A 15,790-nucleotide genomic window follows, 5' to 3' on the forward strand; every position below is an offset into this window, starting at 1 on the left:
CAAACGTCAACAGGGTCCCCTACAAAGGAATTTCGGAATCCCCTACAACCATCGGCGAGCGGTCAAACGCAAGCCCCCGACCAGGCCTCCGAAGAGCGGAAAGGCCTTCACCGACCCGTTGACGGTCTGGCATGCCCATGCAATGCTCCCCATTGGGAGCGCTCCCATTCCTCGTCGTCCACCTCGCGTGGCCACGGCACAGGATTCACCTCACCGCTGGGAGCCGCCCATGTCCGCTTTCCCGTTGCCCCGCCGCCGCCAAAGACACCTGCCGGCCGCCTTGCTGGCGGGGGCATTACTCGTCGGCGGCCTCGCGACCGCCCCCTCCGCGGCGGGGCTCGCCAGCGCCGCCACGGCGACAACCGCCGTACGGGTCAACCAAGTCGGCTATCTGCCGGACGGTCCCAAGCGCGCGACCGTGGTCACCTCCGCCGCGGGGCCGCTCACCTGGCGGCTGCGCACCGCCGCGGGCACGGTTGTCGCCTCGGGGTCGACCGTCGGCCGGGGCCCGGACGCCGCGTCCGGGCAACCGACCCAGGTCGCCGACTTCTCCTCGTACGGGCGGACCGGTTCGGGTTACGTCCTGACGGTCGACGGAACGGTCAGCGATCCCTTCGACATTCGCGCGGATCTCTACGACGGGCTGCGCTCCGACACGCTGGCCTTCTTCTACCACCAGCGCAGCGGTATACCGATCGAAGCCTCCCTGGTGGGTTCCGCCTATGCGCGGCCCGCCGGGCATCTCGGAGTCGCACCCAATCAGGGCGACACGAACGTGCCCTGCCAGTCCGGGGTGTGCGACTACACGCAGGACGTCAGGGGTGGTTGGTACGACGCGGGCGACCAGGGCAAATACGTCGTGAACGGCGGCATTTCCACCTGGCTGCTCGTCAATTCCTTCGAACGGGCGAAGAGAGCGGGCACCGCGTCCGCGCTCGGCGACTCGACGCTGCGCGTTCCCGAGCGCGACAATGGCGTCCCCGACGTCCTGGACGAGGCGCGCTGGGAGCTCGACTTCCTGATGCGGATGCAGGTCCCGGACGGCAGACCGTACGCGGGAATGGCGTTCCACAAAGTCCACGACGCCGCCTGGACCGGGCTGCCGACCCGGCCCGAGCAGGACGCCCAGCCGCGTGAGCTCCACCCGCCGTCCACCGCCGCCACCCTCAACCTGGCGGCGACGGCGGCCCAGTGCGCCCGTGTCCTCCGGCCCTACGACACCGCGTTCGCGAACCGTTGCCTCACCGCCGCCCGCAAGGCTTGGACCGCGGCGCGGGCCAACCCGGCGATGTACGCGCCGGATTCGGACAGCACCGGCGGTGGGGCCTATGGCGACACCCAGGTCACCGACGAGTCCTACTGGGCGGCCGCCGAGTTGTACGCCACGACCGGCGAGCGCGCCTACCGGGACGCGGTGACCTCCTCGCCCTGGCACACCGCCGCGAACGCCTTCACGTCCGGCGGCTTCAGCTGGGCCGACACCGCAGCGCTGGGCAGGCTGACGCTGGCGACCGTGCGCACCGGGCTGCCCACGGCCGACCTCCGGCGGCTGCGCGCCTCCGTGACCGCCGCCGCGGACGGCTATCTGTCCACCATGGCCGGGCAGGGATACGCCGTCCCGATCCCCGCCACCGGGTACGTCTGGGGCTCCAACAGCGCGGTCACCGACAACGCGATCGTCATGGCCACCGCCCAGGAGCTGACCGGGGACCCGCGCTACCGCGCCGGAGTGCTGGAGTCGATGGACTACCTGCTGGGCCGCAATGCCCTGGGCCGGTCGTACGTGACCGGATACGGGGAGCGGTACTCCGACAACCAGCACCACCGCTTCTGGGCGCACCAGTACGACCCCTCGCTGCCGCACCCGCCGACGGGCTCCCTCGCGGGCGGGCCCAACAGCGGGCTGCAGGACCCGGTCGCGCAGGAGCGCCTGCCCGGCTGCGCGCCCCAGGCCTGCTACATCGACGACATCGGCTCGTACTCGACGAACGAGGTGGCCATCAACTGGAACGCGCCGCTGGCGTGGCTGGCCGCCTACGCCGCCGAGGACGACTGCGCGGGCGGCGCCGCGCCGCGCGTCAGTGCCCGCTGATCGCGCGAGACGTGTAAGGCTCCTCCAGCTGTTCGATCTCCTTCTCCGAGAGCTCCACGTCGAGGGCGGCCACCGCGTCGTCGACGTGCCCCACCTTGGTGGCGCCGATGATGGGCGCGGTCACGGTGCTCCGGCGCAGCAGCCAGGCGAGGGCGATCCGGGCACGCGGGACGTCACGCTCGGCGGCGAGCCGGGCGACGGCGTCGACGATGTCGCGGTCGCCCGGCTGGTAGAGCCTCTTGCCGTACTCGTCGGTGCGGCTGCGCTCGGTGCTGACGTCCCAGTCACGGGTGAGCCGACCGCGGGCGAGCGGGCTCCAGGGCAGTACGCCGACGCCCTGGTCCGCGCAGAGCGGCAGCATCTCGCGCTCCTCCTCGCGATAGAGGAGGTTGTAGTGGTTCTGCATGGACACGAACCGCGTCCAGCCGTTCAGCCGGGCCGTGTACTGGGCCTTGGAGAACTGCCACGCGTACATCGAACTCGCCCCGATGTAACGGGCCTTGCCCGCCTTCACCACGTCATGGAGGGCCTCCATCGTCTCCTCGACGGGAGTGGCGGGGTCGAAGCGGTGGATCTGGTACAGGTCCACGTAGTCGGTGCCCAGGCGGCGCAGACTGTTGTCGATCTCCGTCATGACGGCCTTGCGGGACAGGCCACGCCCGTTGGGTCCTTCGTGCATCGCGCCGTTCACCTTGGTGGCGATGACGATCTCGTCGCGGCGCGCGAACTCCGCCAGCGCGCGGCCGACGATCTCCTCGCTCGTGCCGTCGGAGTACACGTTCGCCGTGTCGAAGAAGGTGATCCCGGCGTCCAGCGCGCGGCGGATCAGGGGGCGGGCACCCTCGGCGTCGAGCGTCCACTCGTGGGGCCCTCGGTCGGGCAGCCCGAAACTCATGCAGCCCAGGCAGATCCGGGACACGTCCAGGCCCGTCGAACCGAGCTTCACGTACTGCATGTTCACTCCTGCTTTCCGTGGGGTGGAAGGGCTCCCGCCGACCCGGCCGCGGCGAGCCGCCGACAAGAGCTCCGGGAAAGCCATTCCCGATCGCCGTTCGCTTAGTCGCGGGGGCGCGGCGCAGTACTTGCCGCCGAGGAGTACGTACGGCGGTCGGCGGGCGTGGGTGGACGGCGTGGCGGCATGGGTGTGTACCACGGTCTGAGCTGGGGTGATGCCTCGTACGTATCGCCGGATGCGAAACAGGTCTTGGACCCGGAGCACCTCTCGCGCACAGGGTGGCATCACCGCCCCGGTGCCGCACCGGGGTGGACCCTGTTCGTCCTGTCGATGGAATGCACCATGCACGTATTCGTCACCGGGCGTGTCGGCCTTCGTCGGCGACGGATCGAAGCGCTGGCACGCCGTGCACCGGCTCGATGCGGCGCACCCGTTCCGGCTGGCGGTGGAAGCCGCCCCGGCCGGCTCGATCCTGCACGGGGCCGCCGAAGAGGGCGTGTCCCTGCGTGACATCGCCAAGCTCGTCGGCCGCCGGTCGAAGCTGCCGACCGTCGGGATCACCACCGAGGACGCGAGCCGGCACTTCGGCTTTCTCGCCGCCGCCGTGCCCCTCGACAACCCGACCTCGAGCGTCCTGACCCAGAAGCTGCTCGGATGGCGTCCCGTGCACCCCGCACTCGTCCCGGACCTCGAAGCAGGCCACTACTTCACCGACTGAGCGAGCCGCTCGAGCGGCTCGAACCCGGCGACCTCATCACCCTTCCGTGCCGGGCCGGGATGCGCTGCCCGGGACCGTCGTGTCCCATGAAGTCGGGATCTTCCCACCGGTGGAACCCCGTCCCCGGCCATTCCCTCTAGCAGGGCGACGAGGAGGTCGGCATGGAAGACGGCCCCCGGACGGTGAGCGGCAGACCCCCGCGGGAGTTCGTGCCCGCGTCGCCTGCCGCCTCGCCCGAGGTGTGGCGATGGCGGGGCGAACTGAAGCGGGCGCTGCCGGCGCTGTGGGTGTTCGCCGCCGCGCGGCTGTCGGGCGTGGTCATGGTGACCGCCTGGTCGCTGCACCTGGGCCGGCACCCGCGCAACGTGCTCGGTCTGGAATGGGACGGCGGCTGGTACTGGCACATCGCCCGGTACGGCTACGGCACGATCGTCGCCGCCAAGTCCGGCCACGGGGTCATCTACAACGACCTGGCGTTCTTCCCGCTCTTCCCCGGACTGATCCACGGCCTGAACACGGTCCTGCCGATCGGCCCGGTCAACGCGGCGCTCGTCATCTCCTGGATCGCCGCCGCCGTGGCGGCCTGGGGCGTGTACGCGGTCGGCGAGCTGCTGCACGGACGGCGGGTCGGGCTGGCGCTCGCGGCACTGTGGGCGCTGCTTCCGCACGCCGTCGTACTGACCATGGCGTACACCGAGTCCCTCATGACGGCCTTCGCCGCCTGGGCGCTCTACGCGGCGCTGACCCACCGCTGGCTGACCGCCGGGACGCTGGCCGCGCTGGCCGGGCTGTGCCGCCCCAACGGTTTCACCGTGGCCGCCGCCGTCGTCACGGCCGCCGCCGCCCACCTCTGGCAGCGCCGCCGCGACGGGAGACCCACCGTCCCGCGCGCCTGGGTGGCCATGCTCCTGGCGCCCGTCGGGTGGCTCGGCTACGTCGCCTGGGTGGGGCTGCGCACCCACGACCCGACCGGCTACTTCCGGGTGCAGAGTCTGTGGGGCTCACGGTTCGACTTCGGTCACTACACCGCGCACATGTTCAAACACCTGGTCGTCGGGCACGACACCCTGGTCGTCTATCTCTCCGCCGCGATCGTCCTCGGCTGCGTCCTGCTGTTCGTCCTCGGCGTCCTGGACCGACAGCCGCTGCCGCTTCTCGTGTACTCGGGGATTCTCCTCGTCATCGCCCTCGGCGACGCCCACTTCTTCACGAGCAGACCCCGACTGCTGCTGCCCGCCTTCCCCCTGCTGCTGCCGTTCGCCCTCTCCGTGGCCCGCGCCCAGCGGCGCACGGTCGTCGTCCTGCTCATCGGCCTGACCGGTTTCTCCCTCTTCTACGGCACCTATCTGCTTACCGTCTCCCACGAGGCCCTGTGACCGCAGGTGCGGCGAGGTCCGTATCATCCGAAGAGTGACGCGTTTCTCCGTCCTCGACCGCTCGCGCACCCGCGAGGGGCACGACGCCGCCGAGGCCCTGCGGGACACCGTGCGTCTGGCCCAGGAGCTGGAAGGGCTCGGATACCACCGGATCTGGGTCTCGGAGCACCATGGCGTGCCCGGGGTCGCCGGGTCCGCGCCCACCGTGCTGGCCGCCGCGGTCGCCGCCGCCACCCGGACGATCCGGGTCGGTACCGGCGGGGTGATGCTGCCCAACCACCAGCCCCTGATCGTGGCCGAGCAGTTCGGTGTGCTCGAGTCCCTGTTCCCCGGCCGGATCGACATGGGGCTCGGGCGTTCGGTCGGCTTCACGGACGGGGTGCGCAGGGCGCTGGGGCGGGACAAGGACGTCGCCGACGACTTCGCGGGGCAGCTCGACGAGCTGCTCGGCTGGTTCCGCGGCCCGTCGTCGACGGGGGTGCACGCGCGCCCCTCGGAGGGACTGACCGTGCCGCCCTTCGTACTCGCCCTGAACGAGGGCGCCACGATCGCGGCGCGCGCGGGCCTGCCCCTGGTCATCGGGGACTTCAGGAACCGGGAGAAGATGCGGCGCGGGATCGACCACTACCGCGCGACGTTCCGCCCCTCCGTGTGGGCGGCGGAGCCGTACGTCGTCGTCTCCGGCGCCGTCGCGGTCGCCGAGACCCCGGACGAGGCGATGCGGTTGCTGCTCCCCGAGGCGTGGTCGATGGCGTACGCCCGCACGCACGGCACCTTCCCGCCGCTGCCGCCCGCCGAGCGGGTCGAGGATCTCCCGATGAACGGCAAGGAGCGGCATTTCTACGAGTCGGCGCTCGCGGGGCAGATCGCGGGCACCGAGAAACAGGTCGAGCACGAGCTGGAGATGTTGATCGGGGAGACCGGCGCGCAGGAGCTGCTGGTCACGACCAGTACGTACGACCGCGAAGCCCTGCTGGACTCCTTCCGGAGACTCGCCCGGGTCGCGGGACTGACCGCGGCCTAGAATCGTGGGGTTTGCCCCGAGCCCCACGCCAGGAGTCCCGTCGATGTCCGACCCGCACCGCCGCCACGACGCGTACGTCCGTGTGCGGGGCGCCCGCGAGCACAATCTCCAGGGTGTGGACGTCGACATCCCGCGCGATGTCCTCGTGGTCTTCACCGGGGTCTCGGGCTCGGGCAAGTCCTCGCTGGCGTTCGGCACGATCTACGCGGAGGCCCAGCGCCGCTACTTCGAGTCGGTGGCGCCGTACGCGCGACGGCTGATCCACCAGGTCGGGGCGCCGAAGGTCGGGGACATCACCGGGCTGCCGCCCGCGGTCTCGCTCCAGCAGCGCCGCTCGGCGCCCACCTCGCGCTCGTCCGTGGGCACGGTCACCAACCTCTCCAACTCCCTGCGGATGCTGTTCTCACGCGCGGGCGACTATCCGCAGGGCGCCGAACGCCTCGACTCGGACGCCTTCTCGCCGAACACGGCCGCCGGCGCCTGCCCGGAGTGTCACGGTCTCGGCCAGGTCCACCGTACGACCGAGGAGTCACTGGTCCCGGACCCGTCGCTGTCGATCCGCGCGGGCGCGATCGCCGCGTGGCCCGGCGCCTGGCAGGGCAAGAACCTGCGCGACGTCCTCGACGCGCTGGGGTACGACGTGGACCGGCCGTGGCGCGAGCTGCCGGCCGAGCAGCGGGAGTGGATCCTGTTCACGGACGAGCAGCCGGTCGTCACCGTGCATCCGGTACGGGACGCGGACCGGATCCAACGTCCCTACCAGGGCACGTACATGAGCGCCCGGCGCTACGTCATGAAGACGTTCTCCGATTCGAAGAGCACGACGCTGCGGGCCAGGGCCGAACGGTTCCTGACCAGCGCCCCGTGTCCGGTGTGCGGCGGCAGCCGGCTGCGTCCCGAGGCGCTGGCGGTGACCGTCGCGGGCCGCACGATCGCCGAACTGGCGGCTCTGCCGCTGTCGGAGCTGGCCGGGACCCTGGAGCCCCGGGGAGAGGCGGCCCGCGTCCTCACCGACGACCTGAGGGCACGGATCGCCCCCGTCGTCGAACTCGGCCTCGGTTACCTCAGCCTCGACCGGCCCACCCCGACCCTCTCCGCGGGCGAGCTGCAACGACTGCGGCTGGCCACGCAGTTGCGCTCCGGTCTGTTCGGTGTCGTGTACGTCCTCGACGAACCGTCCGCGGGTCTGCACCCGGCGGACACGGAGGCCCTGCTCACGGTCCTGGACCGATTGAAGGCGGCGGGCAACTCGGTGTTCGTGGTCGAGCACCATCTGGATGTCGTGCGGGGTGCCGACTGGCTCGTCGACGTCGGCCCGCGGGCGGGTGAGCACGGCGGGCGGGTGCTGCACAGCGGTCCGGTGGCGGAGCTGGCCGGGGTGGAGGAGTCGGCCACGGCCCGCTTCCTCTTCGACCGCTCCCCCGCGCCGCAACGTGAAGTCCGTTCCCCGCAAGGGCAGTTGAAGGTGGGGCCGGTGAGCCGCCACAACCTGTGCGGGGTGAGCGCCGCGTTCCCGCTCGGTGTGCTCACCGCCGTCACGGGTGTCTCCGGCTCGGGCAAGTCCACCCTCATCGGCGAGGTGACCGAGGAGCTGGCGGGCGTGGGACGGCTCGTCTCCGTCGACCAGAGGCCCATCGGCCGTACCCCACGCTCGAATCTCGCCACCTACACCGGCCTCTTCGATGTCGTGCGCAAGGTCTTCGCCGGGGCGAAGGAGGCGCGAAGGCGCGGCTACGGGGTGGGGCGCTTCTCCTTCAACGTCGCGGGCGGGCGCTGCGAGACCTGCCAGGGTGAGGGGTTCGTGAGCCTGGAGCTGCTGTTCCTGCCGAGCACCTACGCTCCCTGCCCGGACTGCGACGGGGCGCGCTACAACCCCGAGACGCTCGAGGTGACGTACCGCGGACGGAACATCGCGCAGGTCCTGGACATGACGGTGGAGGCCGCGGCGGAGTTCTTCGCCGACACCGCGCCCGTCGCCCGCAGCCTCGCCACGCTCCTCGACGTGGGTCTGGGCTATCTGCGACTCGGCCAGCCCGCGACGGAGTTGTCCGGCGGCGAGGCCCAACGCATCAAGCTGGCCGGCGAGTTGCAGCGGGTCCGCCGGGGGCACACCCTCTATCTCCTCGACGAGCCGACGACCGGGCTGCATCCCGCCGATGTCGAGGTGCTGATGCGCCAGCTGCACGGCCTGGTCGACGCGGGACACACCGTCGTGGTCGTCGAGCACGACATGTCGGTGGTCGCGGGCGCCGACTGGGTGATCGACCTGGGTCCTGGCGGCGGGGACGCGGGCGGCCGGATCGTGGCCGCGGGCCCCCCGGCCGAGGTGGCGCGGGCGGAAGGCAGCACGACGGCTCCGTACCTCACCCGGGCACTCGCTCGGGGCCGGTAGGCCCGTACCGCCGGCCACCGGCCCCTGTCCCTTCAGGTCGCCTCGTCCTGATACGTCAGCGATGGCCGAGGGCCGACGCGCGTGCCCCCTGGGAATGCAACCCTCCTTGCGCCGCGTGGGCCAGTTCCCGTCGGTCCGGGTGGCTGCCCGGGGCGAGCGTGGGCCGTATCTCGACCTCCGCCACCAGTCCGCGTGCCGAGGCCACCCGCCACAGGGAGGCGAGCAGCGAGTCGTTCCCGACGAAGGCGGCCGCGGTGCTCGCCACTCCCCCGGCGAGCCGGTAGTGGATGTGCACCGGCTGGACCGGCACCCCCGCGTCGAGCGCGGCCTGGAAGACCGCCCGCCGGAAGTGGCCCTGCGCCCTGCCGCACCAGGTGCTGCCCTCCGGGAAGGCCACGACGGCCGCCCCGTCACGCAGCAGCCCGGCGATCCGCGCCACCGTGTCCGGCAGCGCGCGCAGCCGGTCGCGTTCGATGAACAGGACGCCGCCGCGCGCGGCCAGCGGTCCCGCGACCGGCCACTGCCGGATCTCGGACTTGGCGAGCATCCTGGCCGGCCGGACGGCGGCGAGGAGCGGGATGTCCAGCCAGGAGATGTGGTTGGCGACGATCAGCAGCCCGCCGGTGGGGACGGCGGGGCCGGTGATCCGGACGCGGACGCCCGCGGCCCGCACGATCGCCCGGCACCAGCGCCGTACCGGCTCGGCGGGAATCCGCCCGCCGAGCGGCAACAGCACGACCCCGGTGGCGACCACGACCAGGACCGCCGCGAGCCGTAGCACGGCACGCGGTACGGCCGTGGCGGACCCCGTCGCCTCGACGCACGCCCTGGGGGTGCAGGGCGCGCTGGGCAGCCAGACGCTCATCAGGCCGGGACGAGCGAGAGGAAGTGCCGCAGATAGCGCGGGTTGACCCGGCGCATCGACAGCAGCACGAACAGGTCCGCGACCCCGAAGTCCGGGTCGTGCGCCGGTGCGGCGCAGACCCAGGCGCCCAGCCGGAGATAGCCGCGCAGGAGCGGAGGCAGTTCGGTGCGGGGCTGAGGGGTGACACCCTCCCCGGTCCAGGGCAGCAGCGGTCGTACCCGGTACTCCTCGGGTGCCAGGTGCTTGGCCTGCACCCGGTCCCAGGTTCCGGCCGCGAGCTCGCCGCCGTCGGCGAGCGGGATCGAGCAGCAGCCCGCGAGCCACTCGTGGCCGCCCTCGACCATGTAACGGGCTATCCCGGCCCAGATGAGGCCGATGACGGCGCCGTCGCGGTGGTCGGGGTGCACGCAGGAGCGCCCGACCTCGACGAGTCCCGGGCGGATCGCGTCGAGCGGGCTCACGTCGAACTCGCCCTCCGAGTAGAGCCGGCCGGCGATCGCGGCGCGCTCCGGGGGCAACAGGCGGTAGGTGCCGACGACCTGGTCGGTCAGCGTGTCACGGACCAGCAGGTGATCGCAGTAGGCGTCGAAGGCGTCGATGTCGAGCCCCGGCTGCGGCGTGGTCAGCAGGGCGCCCATCTCCCCGGCGAAGACGTCGTGCCGCAGCCGCTGCGCGGCGCGGACGTCGGCCTCGGAACGAGCGAGGGAGACGGTATAACGGGTGGGGGCCAGGGGCTGCGGGGGGCTGTCGAGGGTGGAAACGCCGGTCATGGCACTCTCCTGGTCACGGGCCGGTTCGGCACAGCGGCGGCAGACCGGTTCGGTACGGCCCGCGCGCTCCTGTTCTTCCGATGCCGGTTGGCCGGCGCGTGACGTGTGCCAGGAGCCAGGATGTGGGGATGTTGAATGCCAGGAGATTCCCCCGAATGCGAGACGGGACCGGGAATGAGCACCACTCCCGGCCCCGCCCGTCCGCACAGATCCGGCGAACGTTTTCTTAACAACGGGCCTCGGCCGGAGCGCCCCGCCAGGGGCGCGGGGAACTGCGCGATCAGCCCCCACCGACCCGCAGTCGAACCGCCGCCTCAGCGACGCCCTGATTTACGAGCGGCCCGCAGCCATTCCTTGTTCATCCCGGTGATGGAAACCAACGGAATCCCCTTCGGGCAGGCGGTCGCGCACTCCCCGGCCAGCGTGCACCCCCCGAACCCCTCCTCGTCCATCTGCGCCACCATGTCCAGCACCCGCGTCTCCCGTTCGGGCGCCCCCTGCGGCAGCACGTTCAGATGGTTGATCTTGGCCGAGGTGAAGAGCATCGCGGCCCCGTTGGGGCAGGCGGCCACACACGCTCCGCAGCCGATGCACTCGGCGTGCTCGAACGCGAAGTCGGCGTCCGGCTTCGGTACGGGCGTCGCGTGGGCCTCGGGCGCGGCGCCGGTGGGGGCGGTGACGTACCCGCCGGCCTGGATGATCCGGTCGAAGGCCGAGCGGTCCACGACGAGGTCCTTGACGACCGGGAAGGCGGAGGCTCGCCAGGGCTCGACGTCGATGGTGTCGCCGTCCTGGAAGGACCGCATGTGCAGCTGGCAGGTGGTGGTGCGCTCGGGTCCGTGGGCGTCCCCGTTGATGACCAGGCTGCAGGCGCCACAGATGCCCTCGCGGCAGTCGTGGTCGAAGGCGACGGGGTCCTCGCCCTTGAGGATGAGTTCCTCGTTGAGGGTGTCGAGCATCTCCAGGAAGGACATGTCGGCCGAGATGTCGTCCACCTCGTACGTGGACATCGCTCCGTCGGCGTCGGCGTTCTTCTGGCGCCAGACGCGCAGGTTGAGCTTCATGCGTAGCTCCGCTGGGTGGGGTGGACGTACTCGAAGACGAGGTCTTCCTTGTGCAGGACGGGCGCGGTGCCGGTGTCGGTGAACTCCCAGGCGGCCGCGTACGAGAACTCCTCGTCCCGGCGTTCCGCCTCGCCGTCCGGGGTCTGGGACTCCTCGCGGAAGTGGCCGCCGCAGGACTCGGACCGGTGCAGCGCGTCGAGGCACATCAGCTCGGCGAGCTCCAGGTAGTCGACGACGCGGTTGGCCTTCTCCAGGGACTGGTTGAACTCCTCGCCGGTGCCGGGGACCTTGATGCGCCGCCAGAACTCCTCGCGGATCTGCGGGATGCGCTCCAGGGCCTTGCGCAGACCCGTCTCGGTGCGGGCCATGCCGCAGAACTCCCACATGAGTTCGCCGAGTTCGCGGTGGAAGGAGTCGGGGGTGCGGTCGCCGTCGACGGCCAGCAGCAGCCGCAGCCGGTCCTCGGTCTCGGCCAGCACCTCCTGGACGGCGGGGTGTTCGTCGGTGACGTCATCGTCGACGGAGCGGTGCGGGTTGCGGGCGAGGTAGTCGTTGATGGTCGACGGCAGCACGAAATAGCCGTCGGCGAGGCCCTGCATGAGGGCCGAGGCACCCAGGCGGTTGGCGCCGTGGTCGGAGAAGTTGGCCTCGCCGATCGCGAACAGGCCGGGGATCGTGGTCTGGAGGTCGTAGTCGACCCACAGTCCGCCCATCGTGTAGTGCACGGCCGGGTAGATCCGCATCGGCACGGTGTACGGGTCCTCGGCGGTGATCCGGGCGTACATGTCGAAGAGGTTGCCGTACTTCTCCTCGACCTTCGCCCTGCCCATCCGCCCGATCGCGTCGGCGAAGTCCAGATAGACGCCCTGTCCGCCCGGGCCCACCCCGCGGCCCTCGTCGCAGACGTTCTTCGCGGCGCGGGAGGCGATGTCGCGCGGGACCAGGTTGCCGAAGGACGGGTAGATCCGCTCCAGGTAGTAGTCGCGCTCGTCCTCGGGGATCTCGTTCGGCGGACGGGTGTCACCCAGAGCCTTCGGGACCCAGATACGGCCGTCGTTGCGCAGCGACTCGCTCATCAGGGTGAGCTTGGACTGGTGGTCACCGGTGCGCGGAATGCAGGTGGGGTGGATCTGGGTGAAGCAGGGGTTGGCGAAGTAGGCGCCGCGCCGGTGCGCCCGCCAGATCGCGGTGGCGTTTGAGTTCATGGCGTTCGTCGAGAGGTAGAAGACGTTGCCGTAGCCACCGCTGGCCAGGACGACCGCGTCCGCGTAGTACGTGTCGATCCGGCCGGTGATGAGATCCCGTGCCACGATGCCGCGCGCCCGTCCGTCGACCATGATCAGGTCGAGCATCTCGGTGCGCGGATGCATCTCGATGTTGCCGGCCGCGATCTGCCGCGACAGGGCCTGGTAGGCGCCGAGCAGGAGCTGCTGGCCGGTCTGGCCGCGGGCGTAGAAGGTGCGGGACACCTGGACGCCGCCGAAGGAACGGGTGTCGAGCAGACCCCCGTACTCCCGCGCGAAGGGCACGCCCTGGGCGACGCACTGGTCGATGATCTCGACCGAGATCTGCGCGAGACGGTGGACGTTGGACTCGCGAGCCCGGAAGTCGCCGCCCTTGACGGTGTCGTAGAACAGCCGGTGGACGGAATCGCCGTCGTTGCGGTAGTTCTTCGCCGCGTTGATGCCGCCCTGGGCGGCGATCGAGTGGGCGCGGCGGGGCGAGTCCTGGTAGCAGAACTGGACGACGTGGTAGCCCTGCTCGGCGAGCGTGGCACCCGCCGAGCCGCCCGCGAGGCCGGTACCGACCACGATCACCGTGTGCTTGCGGCGGTTGGCGGGGTTGACGAGCTTGGCCTCGAAGCGACGGGTGTCCCAGCGCTCGTTGACCGGGCCCTCTGGGGCCTTGCTGTCGACGACGGGCGTACCGGTCGAGTACGCGGCGTATTCAGAGGCTGCGGTCATGTCAGCTCACCAATCCGGTCATGACACCGACGGGTACGGAGATGAAGCCCACCGTCAGCACCAGCGCGAGGACGTCGGCGATGGTCTTGAGGGCGCGGTCGCGGGTGCGGCTGCCGGCGCCCAGGGTCTGTGCGGCGCTCCAGAAGCCGTGCCGGATGTGCAGGCCGAGCGCGAGCATCGCGACGATGTAGATCACGTCGCCGTACCAGGTCGAGAAGGTGTCGATCACGTTCTGGTACGGGTGTCCGGACTGGAAGCCGCCGGGGTGCGCGGTGCCGGTCGTCAGGTCGAGGATGTGCCAGACGATGAACAGGCCGAGGATGATCCCGCCCCAGCGCATCGTGCGGGTCGCGTAGCTGGACCCGGGCTTCTTGTGGACGTACTTGCTCGGGCGCGCCTTGATGTCGCGCCGGCTGAGCTGGTACGCGGCGGTGGCGTGGGCGACGACGGCGACGACGAGGACCACGCGGATGATCCACAGGGCCCACTCGTAGTGCAGGAAGGGCTCACCGAGGGTGCGCAGCCAGTGGGCGTAGTGGTTGAAGTCGCCCGAACCGAAGAAGATCTTCAGGTTGCCGAGCATGTGTACGACCAGGTACATCAGCATGATCAGGCCGCTGACCGCCATCACGGTCTTCTTCCCGACGGAGCTGTCCCACACGGTGCGCGTCATCGACGGTCGTCGGTCCGTCCGCGTTGCCAGAGCCATGTCTCAGAAGCTAGGGCCATGGGTGCCGATCGGTCCAAGACATGGTACGGCTCGTTTCAATAGCTGGAGCCTATGATGGGTGGATGCAGTTCCAGCAGCTCCAGTACTTCGTGGCGGTCGCCGAGACCCGGCACTTCACCCGGGCCGCCGATCTGGTCCATGTCGCCCAGCCGTCCCTGTCCCAGCAGATCAAGGCGCTGGAACGGGAGTTGGGGGCGGACCTCTTTCTCCGCGCGCGCGGCAACATCACGCTGACGGACGCGGGCAAGGCGCTGCTGCCCCTGGCCCGGCGCATCCTGGCCGACGCGGACACGGCCCGGCACGAGGTGCAGGAACTGGCCCAGCTGCGCAGCGGCCGGGTCCGCCTGGGCGCGACGCCGAGCCTGTGCACCGGCCTGCTTCCGGACGTCCTGCGTGCCTTCCACGACCGCTATCCCGGTATCCGGCTGCTGATCGAGGAGAGCGGCTCCCACGATCTCGTACGGGAACTCGCACGCGGCGCGTTGGATCTCGCCCTGGTCGTCCTCCCGCTGCCCACCCCCTCGCCCGCGCTGACGACGGTGGAGCTGCTGCGCGAGGACCTGGTCGTGGTGTCGTCACCGGACGCGCCCGCGCCGGGGACCGGGCGCACTGTGCGCATCCCCGACCTGGAGGGCGAACGCCTCGTGATGTTCCGGCACGGCTACGACCTGCGCGAACTGACCGTCGCCGCGTGCCGTGCCGAGGGCTTCGAGCCGGACTTCGCCGTCGAGGGCGGCGAGATGGACGCGGTGCTGGGTTTCGTCAGGGCGGGGCTCGGCGTGGCCGTCGTCCCGCGCATGGTCGCGACGCGCTCGGGACGGGGCCTGCGGGTGACACCGCTCGCACGCCCCGGACTCCACCGCGTCATCGCCCTGGCCCACCGCAGCGATGTGGCTCCGCCTCGCGCGGCCCGCGAACTCCAGCGGATGCTGCTGGAACGCTGACCGGCGCGGCGGGCTCAGGAGCCGGGTCGGTACGTCACCAGGTCGGGATGAAGCCGCCGTCGATGACGAAGTCGCTGCCGGTGATGTTGCGGGACTGGTCGCCGGCGAGGAAGAGGACCAGGTCGGCGACCTCGGACGGCTGGGAGAAGCGGCCGGTGACCGTGGCACTGGACGCCTGGGCGACCACGTCGTCCGGGGTGATCCCGGCGGCTGCCGAGACCGTGGCCGCCACCCCGTCGCCGCCGAGCCACAGCTCGGTCTCCACCGGGCCCGGACTGACGGTGTTGACCCGGATGCCCTGGGGGCCGACCTCCTTGGACAGCGCCTTGGAGAAGGCGACCAGCGCGGCCTTGCCCGCGCTGTAGTCGATCACCATCGGGTCGGGCAGGGTGGCGTTGACCGAGGCGACCGTCACGACCGAGCCCTGCCCGGCGGACAGCATCAGGGGCAGGGCGGCGCGGGTGACCCGTACGGCCGTGAGGAGGTTCAGATCGACCGTGCGCTGCCAGTCCTCGTCGGTCACCGACAGGAATCCGCCCATGCGGGCGGGGGCCGCGCCGACGTTGTTGACCAGGATGTCCACCCGGCCGTCCGCCGCCGCCACGAGGCGCTCGGCGGCACCGGGTTCGGCCAGGTCCACCGGTACCCAGGAGACACCGCCCTGCTTGACCAGCGCGTCGAGACCCGCCGTCGTGGTGCGCGACCCGGCGATTACCGTCGCCCCCGCCCCGGTCAGCGCCTCGGCGACGGCCAGTCCGATGCCCTTGCTCGCGCCGGTGACGACGGCGGTCCTGCCCCGGAGTTCCGTGCCCATGCTTCTCAGCTCCTTCCATTGCTGCGCTACGGTCACGGATGCGCGGACAGCGGCACAGCCTCCGTTCCAGGAGACCACGCCG

Annotated in this window: 13 protein-coding genes; 6 read left to right on the forward strand and 7 right to left on the reverse strand. The window is 71.1% G+C overall.

The genetic code is table 11. The features are described from left to right. Positions 1 to 229: 229 nt before the first annotated feature. Positions 230 to 2,092 (forward strand): glycoside hydrolase family 9 protein, encoded by a 1,863-nt coding sequence (locus ACZ7M3_RS11630; protein ID WP_472062621.1) that lies wholly within the window; start codon positions 230 to 232, stop codon positions 2,090 to 2,092. Here ACZ7M3_RS11630 and ACZ7M3_RS11635 read toward each other — a convergent pair. Next, positions 2,079 to 3,047, reverse strand: a complete 969-nt coding sequence (locus ACZ7M3_RS11635) for an aldo/keto reductase (RefSeq protein ID WP_472062623.1) — start codon at positions 3,045 to 3,047, stop codon at positions 2,079 to 2,081. The two genes, ACZ7M3_RS11630 and ACZ7M3_RS11635, sit on opposite strands and share 14 nt — an antisense overlap. A 364-nt stretch (positions 3,048 to 3,411) precedes the next feature. Between ACZ7M3_RS11635 and ACZ7M3_RS11640 the strand changes: the two genes are divergently transcribed. From ACZ7M3_RS11640 to ACZ7M3_RS11655, 4 genes are all read left to right on the forward strand, one after another. Beyond that, the gene (locus ACZ7M3_RS11640; RefSeq protein ID WP_472062625.1) at positions 3,412 to 3,765 is read left to right on the forward strand and encodes a Rossmann-fold NAD(P)-binding domain-containing protein; all 354 of its coding nucleotides are present in this window, start codon (positions 3,412 to 3,414) and stop codon (positions 3,763 to 3,765) included. Between the two features lie 161 nt (positions 3,766 to 3,926). Next, positions 3,927 to 5,141 (forward strand): glycosyltransferase family 39 protein, encoded by a 1,215-nt coding sequence (locus ACZ7M3_RS11645; RefSeq protein ID WP_472062627.1) that lies wholly within the window; start codon positions 3,927 to 3,929, stop codon positions 5,139 to 5,141. A 34-nt stretch (positions 5,142 to 5,175) separates the two neighbouring features. Next, entirely contained in the window at positions 5,176 to 6,165 is a 990-nt protein-coding gene (locus tag ACZ7M3_RS11650) for an LLM class flavin-dependent oxidoreductase (RefSeq protein WP_472062629.1), read from the forward strand. 43 nt (positions 6,166 to 6,208) lie between these two features. Then, a complete protein-coding gene (locus tag ACZ7M3_RS11655) occupies positions 6,209 to 8,557 on the forward strand; it encodes an ATP-binding cassette domain-containing protein (RefSeq protein WP_472062631.1) in 2,349 nt (782 codons plus the stop codon). Between the two features lie 55 nt (positions 8,558 to 8,612). Here ACZ7M3_RS11655 and ACZ7M3_RS11660 read toward each other — a convergent pair whose 3' ends face one another. The 5 genes from ACZ7M3_RS11660 to ACZ7M3_RS11680 form a co-directional block, all read right to left on the reverse strand. Next, positions 8,613 to 9,422 carry a lysophospholipid acyltransferase family protein gene (locus tag ACZ7M3_RS11660; protein ID WP_472062632.1) on the reverse strand — a complete coding sequence of 270 codons (810 nt, stop codon included), beginning with the start codon at positions 9,420 to 9,422 and terminating at the stop codon, positions 8,613 to 8,615. Further along, a complete protein-coding gene (locus tag ACZ7M3_RS11665) occupies positions 9,422 to 10,192 on the reverse strand; it encodes a GNAT family N-acetyltransferase (protein WP_351305276.1) in 771 nt (256 codons plus the stop codon). Before ACZ7M3_RS11665 ends, ACZ7M3_RS11660 begins: the two co-directional genes overlap by 1 nt. A gap of 314 nt (positions 10,193 to 10,506) precedes the next feature. Then, positions 10,507 to 11,256 (reverse strand): succinate dehydrogenase/fumarate reductase iron-sulfur subunit, encoded by a 750-nt coding sequence (locus ACZ7M3_RS11670; RefSeq protein ID WP_472062634.1) that lies wholly within the window; start codon positions 11,254 to 11,256, stop codon positions 10,507 to 10,509. Further along, positions 11,253 to 13,220, reverse strand: coding sequence for a fumarate reductase/succinate dehydrogenase flavoprotein subunit (locus ACZ7M3_RS11675; RefSeq protein ID WP_472062635.1), 1,968 nt, complete (start codon positions 13,218 to 13,220; stop codon positions 11,253 to 11,255). The genes ACZ7M3_RS11670 and ACZ7M3_RS11675 overlap by 4 nt, the downstream gene beginning before the upstream one ends. A gap of 1 nt (position 13,221) precedes the next feature. Next, positions 13,222 to 13,893, reverse strand: coding sequence for a succinate dehydrogenase (locus ACZ7M3_RS11680; RefSeq protein ID WP_472063108.1), 672 nt, complete (start codon positions 13,891 to 13,893; stop codon positions 13,222 to 13,224). Positions 13,894 to 14,012: 119 nt separating this feature from the next. Here ACZ7M3_RS11680 and ACZ7M3_RS11685 point away from each other — a divergent pair, with 119 nt between their 5' ends. After that, complete coding sequence (locus ACZ7M3_RS11685) at positions 14,013 to 14,894, forward strand: LysR family transcriptional regulator (protein WP_472062637.1); 882 nt, start codon at positions 14,013 to 14,015, stop codon at positions 14,892 to 14,894. 34 nt (positions 14,895 to 14,928) lie between these two features. Here the strand turns inward: ACZ7M3_RS11685 and ACZ7M3_RS11690 are convergent, their stop codons facing one another. Then, entirely contained in the window at positions 14,929 to 15,708 is a 780-nt protein-coding gene (locus ACZ7M3_RS11690) for an oxidoreductase (protein WP_472062639.1), read from the reverse strand. Positions 15,709 to 15,790 lie beyond the last annotated feature (82 nt).

Source organism: Streptomyces sp. NPDC111656 (genome assembly GCF_055656965.1).